Genomic DNA, 11,848 nt, shown 5'->3' on the forward strand with positions numbered 1-11,848 from the left:
CCGGTTGTTCCCGTTTCGGGAGGGCAGCAAGTGCAAGATCGCGGGCGCGGAGGCGGGGGCGCGGAGGGCGGGTCAGGGGTGGCTGGTGCTGAAGGCGGCGTCGAAGGCGGCGCTCGGGGCGTCGAACGCCAGGCGGCGGACGAACTGGAGTGCCTCCGGCGCGCCGACCAGGCGGTCCATGCCGGCGTCCTCCCACTCGACCGAGATCGGACCGTCGTAGCCGATCGCGTTCAGCGCCCGGAAGCAGTCCTCCCACGGCACGTCGCCGTGGCCGGTGGAGACGAAGTCCCAGCCGCGCCGCATGTCGGCCCAGGGCAGGTGGGAGGAGAGCCGGCCGCGCCGGCCGTCGCCGGTACGGACCTTCGCGTCCTTGCAGTCCACGTGGTAGATCCGGTCGGCGAAGTCGAAGATGAAGTTCACCGGGTCCAGCTCCTGCCAGACGAAGTGCGACGGATCCCAGTTGAGCCCGAACGCCTCCCGGTGCCCGATCGCCTCCAGCGTGCGCTTCGTGGTCCAGTAGTCGTAGGCGATCTCGCTGGGGTGCACCTCGTGCGCGAACCGCACGCCCACCTCGTCGAACACGTCCAGGATCGGATTCCACCTGTCGGCGAAGTCCTGGTAGCCGCGCTCGATCATGGCTGGCGGCACCGGCGGGAACATCGCCACCGTGTGCCAGATGGACGAGCCGGTGAAGCCGACGACTGTGCGTACGCCGAGCTTCGCCGCCGCCCGCGCGGTGTCCTTGATCTCCTCGGCGGCCCGCTGCCGCACGCCCTCCGGCTTGCCGTCGCCCCAGATCCGGGCCGGCAGGATGTCCTGGTGCCGCTCGTCGATCGGGTGGTCGCAGACGGCCTGCCCGACCAGGTGGTTGGAGACGGCGAACACCTGGAGGTTGTGCTTGGCGAGGGTGGCCCGCTTGCGCTCCACGTACGAGTCGTCGGCGAGCGCCTTGTCCACCTCGAAGTGGTCGCCCCAGCAGGCGATCTCCAGCCCGTCGTAGCCCCACTCGGCGGCGAGCCGGCAGACCTCGTCGAACGGCAGATCGGCCCACTGGCCGGTGAAGAGCGTGATGGGTCGCGCCATTGTCCTTCTCCCCTGTGGTGATGGGGGATTCCGTCGCGGACCGGGGCGAGGACGACCGGAGGCGGCGGCGCGTGGGAACCGGTGGACGCCGGAGCGTCTGCTCCCGGGCGGGTTGCGCCTCCCGCCGGGTCACCGGCCACCTCGCGGTCGCCGCCTCCACTCTATGGCCTCCGTCAGGGCAGGGTCCAGCGCTGGTTCGCCGCGCCGGTGCACGTCCACAGGTGCACAGCCGTGCCGTCGGCCGAGTTGTTGCCCGACACGTCCAGGCACTTGCCCGACTGCGGGTTGCGCAGCGTCCCGTCGGCCTGCGCCGACCAGTTCTGCGCGCCCGTGCCGTTGCACGTGTAGAGCTGGATCTTCGTGCCGTCCGCGCTGCCGCCTCCCGACACGTCCAGGCACTTGCCGAGCGCCTTCACCGGCCCGTTCGGCGTCACCGTCCACGACTGCGCCGACGAGCCGTTGCAGGTGTAGAGCTGGATCTGGGTGCCGTCCGCCGACGACCCGTTGCGCACGTCCAGGCACTTGCCGGCCAGGCCCCGGATCGGGCCGGCGCCGCCGGTGCCGGTGCCGGTCGAGCGGACCAGCGTGAAGTCGTCGACGTCGAACAACCCGGAGCCGCTGCCGGTGAACGTCAGGTGGACTGTCTGCGTACCGGAGGGCACGCCGGTGAGCGCGGTGGACACGTCGGCGAACGTGGTCCAGCTGCCGGTGTTCGGCACCGCCACCTGGCCGAGCACCGGACCGGTCGGCGATCCGGTCCGCACCTGGAGCGTGCCGCCCGGGCCGCCGGACACCACCCGGGCGCGCAGGGACGTCACACCGGTCAGGTCCAGCCCCGGGTACGCGGCCCAGTCGCCCGGGTCCACGTACCCCAGGGTCTGGCCGCCGTTGGCGCCGGTCTTGGGGTACGCGCTGACGCCGCTGGCCGAACCGAACGCCTCGGCCTGGACGGTGGTGTTGCCGGTCGGCGGCGGCGTGCCGCCGAGTTCCTTGATCCGGATGTTGCGGAACGACGCGTCGTCGCCGGTGCCGTGGTTCTGGATGCCGACGTGCCCGGCGAGCGACCGCACCGGGTCGGTGTTGGTGAAGTCGTTGATGCGTACGCCGTTGAGGAAGACCTGAAGGCGCTCTCCCTCGACCAGGATCTCGTAGGTGTTCCACTCCCCCGCCGGGTTCAGCGCCGCGTCCCGGGCCGCCAGGTCGGCGGACTTGAAGCCGTAGATCGCGCCGGTGGTGCGGTCGGCCGCGTCGGTGGGGTCGATCTGGATCTCGTAGCCGTTGTTCACCGCCGAGTTCGGGTCGCTCGACGGCGGGAAGCCGACGAACACGCCGGAGTTGTCGTCACCGGCCAGCCGCCAGTCCAGCTTGAGCGAGTAGTTGGTGAACTGCTTGGCGCTGTACCAGTAGAGGCCCATGCCGCCGACCGAGGTGAGCGTGGCGTCGGCGTTGGTGAAGCTGCCCGGCCCGGCCTGCGACCAGCCGGTGGTGCCGCCGTTGTAGAGCGCGGTGTAGCCGGTCTCCGGCCGGCAGTCGGCCTTCGTGCGCCCGGCGGCGTAGCGGATGCCGCCGAGCAGGTGCGACCGGAACGCCGCGTCGGAGTACGACGCCTGGGTGTGGCCGCCGCCGGTGTAGAAGGACCGGCCGCCGCTGTACGTCTTGCACCAGGCGTGCGGGTGGTCACCGCCCATCGAGCCACCGGAGTACGTGGACTCGTCGAGGCTGGCCAGCACGTGCGCGGTGGAGCGGGCGTTGGTGCGGTAGTCGTACCACTCGTCGGTGCGGTTCCACCGCTGCGGCAGGTGCGCGGTGGCCGCGTGCGCCCGGTCCTCCACCTTCACGACGGCCGGCTGGATGGCCGGGTGGGAGGCGAACCAGGCGCCGACCAGGTTGCCGTAGAACGGCCAGTCGTACTCGGTGTCGGCGGCCGAGTGCACGCCGACGTACCCGCCGCCGGCGCCGATGTACGCCTCGAACGCCGTCTGCTGGCTGGCGTTCAGCACGTCCCCCGTGGTGTTGAGGAAGATCACCGCCTCGAAGCGGGCCAGGTTGGCGGTGGTGAACTGGGCGGCGTCCTCGGTCGCGGTGACCGTGAAGTTGTTGGCCGCGCCCAGCTCACGTACCGCCTGCGTGCCGGCCGCGATGGAGTCGTGGCGGAAGCCGGCGGTCTTGGAGAAGACGAGCACGTCGTAGGGGGCGTCGGCGGCGGCCGCCGGACCCGCGGGGACGGTGCAGGCGATGGCGGCGAGGACGGCGGTCACCGCCCCCAGCGCGGTACGCAGGAGCTTCATCTGGTTCTCCTTCATCCTCACGGCAGGGTCCAGCGCTGGTTGGCCGCGCCGGTGCAGGTCCACAGGTGCACAGCCGTGCCGTCGGCCGAGTTGTTGCCGGACACGTCCAGGCACTTGCCCGACTGCGGGTTGCGCAGCGTCCCGTCGGCCTGCGCGGACCAGTTCTGCGCGCCGGTGCCGTTGCACGTGTAGAGCTGGATCTTCGTGCCGTCCGCGCTGGCGCCGCCGGATACGTCGAGGCACTTGCCGAGCGCCTTCACGGTGCCGTTCGGCGTCACCGTCCACGACTGCGCCGACGAGCCGTTGCAGGTGTAGAGCTGGATCTGGGTGCCGTCGGCGGTGGCGGCGTTGCGCACGTCCAGGCACTTGCCGGCCAGGCCCTTGACCGGGCCGGTCCGGACGGCGGACGTGGTGAGCGTGAACGCGTCCAGGTCGTAGAGCGCCCCGCTGCCACCGGCAAACGTCAGGTAGAGCGTGGTGGTGCCGGCCGGCGGACCGGCGATCGTGCCGGTGACCGTGGTGAACGTGTCCCAGGCGCCGGTGACCGGGACGGTGGCCGAGCCGAGCACGGTGCCGGTGGCCGAGCCGGCCCGCACCTGGAGCGTGCCGCCGGCCCCGGCGGACGAGACCCGGGCGGTGAACCCGGTGGCGTCGGCCAGCAGGTACGGCTGGAACGCGATCCAGTCGCCGTTGTGGATGTCGCCGACGGTCTTGCCGCCCTCGGCGGCGGCCTTGTCGAACGTGTTGATCCCGGACGACGTCTTGAAGTGCTCGGCCTGCCGGTGCCGGGGCTGGAGCGTGTGCTGGGTGTGGGTGGTGAGGCCGCCGGAGTCGGTGTACTCGGCGTCGAAGACGGCGAAGATGTTCGCCGCGTCGTCGTGCTCACCGTCGACGGGTACGGCGATCGAGCCGGTGCAGCCGGTCGCCGAGGTGATCTGGTGGCCGTGCTGGTCGTGGCCGAGCACGTAGGTCATCTTGACCTTCGTGCAGTCGATCGTGGCGTCCTCCGGGTCGGTGACGGTGACCCGGAACGGCACCGTGTCACCGAAGGAGAACAGCTTGCCGTTGCCGGGCGTCTCGATCACCACCGTCGGCGCGGTGTTGCCCACTGTGATCGTCACGCCGGCGGTGCCGGTGGCGCCCTGCGGGTCGCGCACGGTCAGCGTGGCGGTGTACCTGCCGTTCGCGGTGTAGGTGTGCGACGGGTTCGCCGCGGTGGAGGTGCCGCCGTCGCCGAACGTCCACGCGTACGTCAGCGCACCGCCCTCCGGGTCGGACGAGCCGGCCGATGAGAACGCGACTGTCAGCGGTGCGGCGCCGGAGGTCCGGTCGGCGGCGGCGCGGGCCACCGGGGCGCGGTTGGCGCCGCCCAGGTAGTCGAAGCGGTACAGCGCCGAGTTGGCGTCGCCGTTGAAGTAGCCGGTGCCGTAGTCGAGCACGTAGTAGGCGCCGTCCGGGCCGAACGCCGAGTCCATCACCTGCTTGCCGGTCCACGGGAAGCTGTCGATGGTGCCGGGTGAGCCGTCCACGTTGACGTGGATCGGCTTGATCCAGCCCCGGCCGAACTCGGTGGCGAAGAACTGCCCGTCGAACGACTGCGGGAACTTCGTGGTGGACGGGTTCGCCGCGTCGTACCGGTAGACCGGGCCGCCCATCGGCGACTCGGAGCCGCCGCCGAACTCCGGCGGGCTGCCGGCGTCACCGGCGTAGCGGATCCAGGACGGCTTCGCCGCCGGCAGCGTGGCCAGCCCGGTGTTGCGGAACGAGTTGTTCGTCGGCCCGCCGGTGCAGTTGAACTTCGGGCCGGCGGTGCCGGTGGCGAAGTCCCACTCGGCGTACGTCTCGGCCGCCGTGTTGGTGCCGGTGCAGTACGGCCAGCCGTAGTTGCCGGGGCCGGTGACCCGGTTGAACTCGACCTGCCCGGACGGGCCGCGGGCCGTGGTGGTGCCGGCGTCCGGCCCGTAGTCGCCCACGTAGACGACGCCGGTGGCCTTGTCGACGCTGATCCGGAACGGGTTGCGGAAGCCCATCGCGTAGATCTCCGGGCGGGTCCGCGCGGTGCCGGGGGCGAAGAGGTTGCCGGCCGGGATCGAGTACGTGCCGTTCGCGTTCACCTTGATCCGCAGGATCTTGCCCCGCAGGTCGTTTGTGTTGCCGGCGCTGCGCTGCGCGTCGTATCCGGGGTTGCGGTTGGCCCGCTCGTCGATCGGGGCGTAGCCGGCCGAGTCGAACGGGTTCGTGTCGTCGCCGGTGGACAGGTAGAGGTTGCCGGCGGCGTCGAAGTCGATGTCGCCGCCGACGTGGCAGCACAGCCCCCGGTCGGCCGGTACGTCGAGCACGTCGACCTTGCTGGCCTGGTTGAGCGTGAAGTCGGCGTTGAGCGTGAACCGGGAGAGCCGGTTCACGCCCTGCCAGGCGGAGAAGTCGCTGCCGGTGGCGGGCGCGTCCCCCGCCGGGGTGGACAGCGGTGGCGCGTAGTAGAGGTAGATGTGCCGGTTGGAGGCGAAGCCGGGGTCGACGCCGACCCCCTGGAGCCCCTCCTCGTCGTGGGTGTAGACCGGCAGCGTGCCGATGACCGTGGTGGCGCCGGCCGCGTCGGTGCGGCGCAGCGTGCCGTTGCGGGCGGTGTGCAGGACCGACCGGTCGGGCAGCACCGCGAGCGACATCGGTTCGCCGGTCTCGGCGACACCGCGGGCGAGTTCGACCTGCTGGAAGTCGCTCGCCGGGATCGGGTGGGCGGACGCCGGGACGGACGCCGCGGCCGTTGTGACGGTGCCGGCGGTGGCCGCGAGCAGCAGCGCTGCGGCAGCGGCGATCGGTCGCCGGGCACGGGGGTGGTGGGGGTGGCTGGACATGCTGTGCTGTCCCTTCCTGACGCGCGCAGCCAGGATCGGGCGCGCGTCGCGCCGGATGCCGAGCAGGGGGATGCTGCGCCGGCCTGCCGGGGAGGTCGGCGGGCCGCGACCGCCGGTCAGGACCGGAGGTCACCTCGCCGAGGCGGGCGGTGCGGGGCGATCTGGTGCGGCGGTCACCTCGGCGAAACAGCGTTGTGCTGTGCACGACATTAAGACCTTTCGATCAGCCTGTCCATAGCTTCTGATCGATCGGCTTTGACTTTCGCCGCTCAGCGACAAAAGTGCTGTCACTCGTGGCGGTCGACCGCCCGCTCCGCGAGCGCCGCCAGCACCCGTCGCGCCGGTTCCGCCAGCGGCAACGCCTCCAGCGCGACAAGCGCCGCGTCGGCCCGGGTACGGATCATCCGCTCCACCGCCTCCCGGGCGCCGGACTCCTCGACGATGCCCCGCACCTCGGCCGCGCCGGCCTGGTCGAGGCCGGGATCGCCGACCAGCTCCCCCAGCCGGGCCGCGCCGGCCCGGGAGGCGGACGCCCTGGCCAGCGCCAGCAGCACTGTCGGCTTGCCCTCCCGCAGGTCGTCCAGGTTGGACTTGCCGGTCACCGAGGGGTCGCCGAAGACGCCGAGCAGGTCGTCGCGGAGCTGGAACGCGTCACCGAGCGGGTCGCCGAACCCGGCCAGCGCGGCCACCTCCTCCGGCGCGGCGCCGGCCAGCGCGGCGCCGATCTGCACTGGACGGGTCACCGTGTAGCGGGCCGTCTTCAGCCGTACCACTGTGAGCGCGTTCGCCACCGAGCCGTCCCCGGCCGCGCCGACCACGTCCAGGTACTCCCCCGCGATCACCTCCGAGCGCATCCGGGCCAGCAGCACGTGCCCCCGGCGCAGCCGCTCGGGCGGCAACCCGCACCCGTGGAACATCTCGGCCGACCAGGCGGCGCAGAGGTCGCCGCAGAGCACCGCCGCCTGCCGGCCGTACACCGCCGGGTCGCCCCGCCAGCCGCAGCGGGCGTGCAGGTCGGCGAAGAACCGGTGCAGCGTCGGCGCGCCCCGGCGGCGGTCGCTGCGGTCCACGATGTCGTCGTGGATCAGCGCGAACGCGTGGAACAACTCCAGTGACGCCGCGGCGACCACGATCGGCGGGGCGTCCGGGCCGCCGAATCCGCGCCAGCCCCAGTAGCAGAACAGCGGGCGGATCCGCTTGCCGCCGGCCAGGACGAACCAGCGTAGAGCAGTGTGGACGGCCCCCGTACCGTCGTCCGGCCGACCCGGCTCTCTCGCGTCCAGGAACGCGGCGAGCGCGGTGTCGAAGCGGCCCCGCAGCAGGGCCGGGTCGGTCGGTGCGACGGTTACGGTCATGGTGCCTCCCAGGCCGGTCCGGCGAGTTCGAGCAGCAACGCCTGCACGTCAGCGGCCTCCACCCGGGGCCGGATCGCGGCCCGGTCGAGGCAGAGCAGCACCGGGCCGAACGTGGTCAGCTCGTCGCGGGTGAACGGCGGGCCGGCAGCCGCGCCGGGGGCCGTCTCCGCGTCGCCGCGCGGCCGCCGCGCCTGCCGGCAGCACCCCAGAGGTGTACGTCTCGACAGAGGTGTACGTCTCGACGTCGAGGTGGTCGCAGCGGGCGACCGGACGGGCGGACAACGCGGCGAACGCCTCGCACGGCACCGGGCCGGCCGGATGGGGCGCCTCGACGGCCGCGGGCACCGGGACCTCGACCGCGCGCAGCCCGGCCGGGGCCTCCGCCGGCTGCGCCCAGGCACACGCCAGGTGCGCGAGATCCAGGAAGATCCCGAGCCGGTCGGTATCCATGTCTGAGAATACCTCGCGTGCTTGTCCCGTCGACTCCACCGGACAGCCCGGTTCGGGCTCGAAGCCGGCCCGGCGACGGCGGGCGCGGCGGCCACCGGTGTGGCCGGCCGGAGCCCGAGCAGGAAAGCCGGTCCGCCGGTGCGGCCGGGGAATCCCGGTCCGGCCGCACCGGAGGGCCGTGCTGGTCGTGCCGGCGGACACCGGCGGCACGCTCCCCGGAGCCGGCCTCGTCCCCGCCGCGGGGCGCAACCGCGGCGGGCCCTCGCCGGCCGGCGCCGGTGAGTGTCGGACGGACCCCGAAGGGCCCGCCTCGGGTCAGGCGGAAGCTTCGGCCAGGGCGGGCTCCACCTCCGTCCAGGCGGCCCGCTCGGCCGAGCGGGTCACCGCGTCGAGCACGAGCTGGACCTGAAGCGCGTCGGCGAACGACGGGGCCGGGTCGGCGCCGGTGGCGACCGCCTCGACGAAGTCGCGCGCCTGGTGGGTGAAGGAGTGCTCGTAGCCGATGATGTGGCCGGGCGGCCACCACGCGTCCAGGTACGGGTGGTCCGGCTCGGTCACCAGGATCCGGCTGAAGCCCTGCTCGGCGGCGGGCCGGGTGGCGTCCAGGAACTCCAGTTCGTTGAGGCGTTCCAGGTCGAACACGACGCTGCCACGCGAGCCGTTGATCTCGACCCGCAGCGCGTTCTTGCGGCCGGTGGCGAATCGGGTCGCCTCGTACGTGGCCAGCGCTCCCCCGTCGAGCCTGGCCACGAACACCGCCGCGTCGTCCACCGTCACCTGACCCATCGCGCTGCCGTTGCCGTCGGCCTGCGCGGCCAGGCCGCTCGAACCGGCGACGAGTGGCCGCTGTCGCACGAACGTCTCGGTGAGCGCGCTGACGCCGCTGACGAGCTGACCGGTGACGTACTGGGTGAGGTCGATGATGTGCGCGCCGATGTCACCGAGCGCGCCGGAGCCCGCCCTGTCCTTCTGCAACCGCCACACCAGCGGGAACTGCGGGTCGACGATCCAGTCCTGGAGGTAGGTCGCCCGGACGTGCCGGATCTCGCCGATCCGCCCGTCGGCCACCAGCTGCCGCATCAGGGCGACAGCGGGCACCCGCCGGTAGTTGAAGCCGCACATCGCGCGTACCCCGGACTCGCGTGCCCGGGCCGCGGCCTCGGTCATCTCCCGGGCCTCGGCGACGCTGTTCGCCAGCGGCTTCTCGCACAGCACGTGCTTGCCCGCGGCGAGCGCGGCGAGTGCGATCTCGCGGTGGCTGTCCCCCGGCGTGCAGATGTCGACCACGTCGATCTCGTCGGACTCGACGAGCCGCCGCCAGTCGGTGGTGTATCCGTCCCAGCCGAGCCGGTCGGCGGCCTCGGCCACCTTCGGCTCGTCGCGGCCGCAGACGAGCGCCATCCGCACCCGCGCCGGCAGGTCGAACACCCGGTTCACGGTGCGCCACGCCTGGGAGTGCGCGGCGCCCATGAACGCGTAGCCGACCATGCCGACGCGCAGGATGCTGTCGTGACTGGACAAGGTGGGTCTCCCCCCGTGTGTCAGAACCCGAGCTTCAGGTAGTTGCTCGCGTTCTCCTTGGTGATCGTCTCGGAGGCGAGCACGATCTCCTTCGGTACCTGGAGTTCGACCAGGTCGGACATGCCCTTGCCCTGGCCGATCAGGCGGGCCAGGGAGATGGCCGAGGAGGCCATCGACGGGCTGTAGGTGACTGTGGCCTTGAGGACCGTGTTGTCGGCGGCGATGTCCTCCATCGCCTTCTTGGAGCCGGCGCCGCCGACCATGATGAATTCCTTGCGGTTGGCCTGGTTGACCGCCGCGAGCACGCCGATGCCCTGGTCGTCGTCGTGGTTCCAGACCGCGTCGATCTTCGGCAGCGCCTGGAACAGGCCGGTGGCGGCCTGCTGCCCGGAGTCCACCGTGAACTCCGCGGGTCGCCGGTTGGCGACCTTGAACCCGTACGAGGCGAGCGTGTCGGCGAACCCCTTCGAGCGTTCCTGGGTCAGCTCCAGCGACTCGATGCCGGGGATCTCACCGATCACCGGGTTGCTCACGCCCTTGGCCTTGAGCTGCTCGGCGATGTAGGTGGCGGCGGCCACCCCCATGCCGTAGTTGTCGCCCTTGATCTGCAGCCGGTAGGCGCGCGCGTCCGGGAAGGCCCGGTCCAGGTTGACCACCGGGATGCCGGCCTTCATCGCCTCCAGGCCGAACGCGTTGAGTTCCTTGCCGTCGTGCGGCAGCAGCACGATCACGTCCGGCTTCTGCGAGATCAGCGTGGACAGCGCCGCCCGCTGGGCCGCCGCGTCAGCGCCGGCCTCGACCGACTTCAGCTCCACGTCCTGGTACGCCCCGGCCTGCGCCTTGGCGTTGTTCGTGATGGCGGCGATCCAGCCGTGGTCGGCGGCCGGGGCGGAGAAGCCGATGCTCACCTTCTTGCCCGGCTCGGTGTTGGCGCCGGAACCGGCCGCCTTGGTCTGCGCCTCGGTCGGGTTCTGCTCGTTGCTGGTGCAGCCGGCGAGCAGCACCCCGGCGGAGACGGCGGCCCCGCCGAAGAGCAGCCGGCGGCGGGACAGGTCATGGCGCGGTGTTCTCATGACGCCTCCTGGGATGAGGTGGTGGGGTGGTTTCGGGTGTGGCGGGCCGGACCACAGTCGGTACGACGGCAGCCGGGGGTGCGCGGTGGGGTCAGGTGGTGGTGGCCCGGTTGCGGGCGAGGAACTGGGTCAGGCTGCCGAACTGCACCTGCTGGACGAGGACGGCGGCGACGATGATGCCGCCCTTGACCATGTTCTGGGCCTCGGCGGACAGGTTGTTGATGGCGAACAGGTTGGTGATGGTGGAGAAGATGATCACCCCGAGCAGGGAGCCGATGATCGTGCCCCGCCCGCCGCTGAGCAGCGTGCCGCCGATGATCGCGGCGGCGATCGCGTCCAGCTCGTAGAGGTTGGCCATCGCCGCCTGCGCGGAGGTGGCCTGCGCGGTCAGCATGACCGCGGCGATGCCGCAGCACAGACCGGACAGCGCGTAGAGGAGCACCGTGTGCCGGCGGACGTTGATGCCGGCGAGCCGGGCCGCCTCCGGGTTGCCGCCGACCGCCACCGTACGGCGGCCGAACGTGGTGCGGTTCAGCAGCACCCAGCCGGCCGCCACCACCGCCACCAGGATGTAGACCAGCAGCGGGATGCCGAGCACGTTCGTGCTGGCGATGCCGTTGATGAACGTGTTGCCCGACACCTGGGTCTGCTTGTCCGAGATCTCCGCCGCCAGCCCCCGGGCGGCGACGAGCATGGCGAGCGTGGCGATGAACGGCACCAGCCGCCCGTACGAGACGAGCAGCCCGTTCACCACGCCGACGGCGAGCCCGACGGTGAGCGCGGTGAAGATCATGCCGCCCGCGCCGTAGCTCTGCGTCGCGACCGTGGTGCACCAGACCCCGGCGAGCGCGACGATCGCGCCGACCGACAGGTCGATGCCGCCGCCGATGATCACGAACGTCATGCCGACTGTGACCACGCCGACCACCGAGGCGAGCTTGAGGATGGTGAGCGTGTTGCCCCACACCCAGTTCGGGTCGCCGTAGAGATCGGGGCGGGTCAGGATGCCGATGGCCACGAGCACTACGAGCGTGGCGAGCAGGCCGAGGTTGCGCTTGACGCCCTCCCCGCCGTCGCCGCGCCACCAGGAGAGCTTCGCCGGCGCGCCCACCTTGGCGGTCTCCGCCCGCTCCACCGGCGGCGACTGCGCGGGCAGGGCGGATTCGGTAACGTCGCTCATGCCGGCGCCCCGCTTCGCGCGGCGCCACCATGAGGCTCTCCGG

The 11,848-nt window shown here is 72.0% G+C and carries 7 protein-coding genes; all 7 read right to left on the bottom strand.

Annotated elements, in window-relative coordinates:
• Window positions 1–72 precede the first annotated feature (72 nt).
• The gene (locus Q3W68_RS26735; RefSeq protein WP_302908076.1) at window positions 73–1,083 is read right to left on the bottom strand and encodes a sugar phosphate isomerase/epimerase; all 1,011 of its coding nucleotides are present in this window, start codon (window positions 1,081–1,083) and stop codon (window positions 73–75) included.
• 173 nt (window positions 1,084–1,256) lie between these two features.
• Window positions 1,257–3,371, bottom strand: a complete 2,115-nt coding sequence (locus Q3W68_RS26740; protein WP_302908077.1) for a lectin — start codon at window positions 3,369–3,371, stop codon at window positions 1,257–1,259.
• Between the two features lie 17 nt (window positions 3,372–3,388).
• Complete coding sequence (locus tag Q3W68_RS26745; protein ID WP_302908078.1) at window positions 3,389–6,226, bottom strand: RICIN domain-containing protein; 2,838 nt, start codon at window positions 6,224–6,226, stop codon at window positions 3,389–3,391.
• A gap of 287 nt (window positions 6,227–6,513) precedes the next feature.
• Window positions 6,514–7,581: a polyprenyl synthetase family protein gene (locus tag Q3W68_RS26750; protein ID WP_302908079.1), complete on the bottom strand. Its 1,068-nt coding sequence runs from the start codon at window positions 7,579–7,581 to the stop codon at window positions 6,514–6,516.
• 765 nt (window positions 7,582–8,346) lie between these two features.
• The gene (locus Q3W68_RS26755) at window positions 8,347–9,552 is read right to left on the bottom strand and encodes a Gfo/Idh/MocA family protein (protein WP_302908080.1); all 1,206 of its coding nucleotides are present in this window, start codon (window positions 9,550–9,552) and stop codon (window positions 8,347–8,349) included.
• A 20-nt stretch (window positions 9,553–9,572) separates the two neighbouring features.
• Complete coding sequence (locus tag Q3W68_RS26760; RefSeq protein ID WP_302908081.1) at window positions 9,573–10,625, bottom strand: substrate-binding domain-containing protein; 1,053 nt, start codon at window positions 10,623–10,625, stop codon at window positions 9,573–9,575.
• Between the two features lie 91 nt (window positions 10,626–10,716).
• Window positions 10,717–11,805 carry an ABC transporter permease gene (locus Q3W68_RS26765; RefSeq protein ID WP_302908082.1) on the bottom strand — a complete coding sequence of 363 codons (1,089 nt, stop codon included), beginning with the start codon at window positions 11,803–11,805 and terminating at the stop codon, window positions 10,717–10,719.
• Between the last annotated feature and the right edge of the window lie 43 nt (window positions 11,806–11,848).

The organism is Micromonospora sp. C28ISP2-4 (assembly GCF_030519385.1).
In the GTDB taxonomy this organism is placed as follows: Bacteria; Actinomycetota; Actinomycetes; order Mycobacteriales; family Micromonosporaceae; genus Micromonospora; species Micromonospora tulbaghiae.

Coding starts and splice junctions, on each gene's coding strand:
- Q3W68_RS26750 (WP_302908079.1), bottom strand. CDS start 7,581: ATGACCGTAACCGTCGCACCGACCGACCCGGCCCTGCTGCGGGGCCGC.
- Q3W68_RS26760 (WP_302908081.1), bottom strand. CDS start 10,625: ATGAGAACACCGCGCCATGACCTGTCCCGCCGCCGGCTGCTCTTCGGC.
- Q3W68_RS26745 (WP_302908078.1), bottom strand. CDS start 6,226: ATGTCCAGCCACCCCCACCACCCCCGTGCCCGGCGACCGATCGCCGCT.
- Q3W68_RS26735 (WP_302908076.1), bottom strand. CDS start 1,083: ATGGCGCGACCCATCACGCTCTTCACCGGCCAGTGGGCCGATCTGCCG.
- Q3W68_RS26765 (WP_302908082.1), bottom strand. CDS start 11,805: ATGAGCGACGTTACCGAATCCGCCCTGCCCGCGCAGTCGCCGCCGGTG.
- Q3W68_RS26740 (WP_302908077.1), bottom strand. CDS start 3,371: ATGAAGCTCCTGCGTACCGCGCTGGGGGCGGTGACCGCCGTCCTCGCC.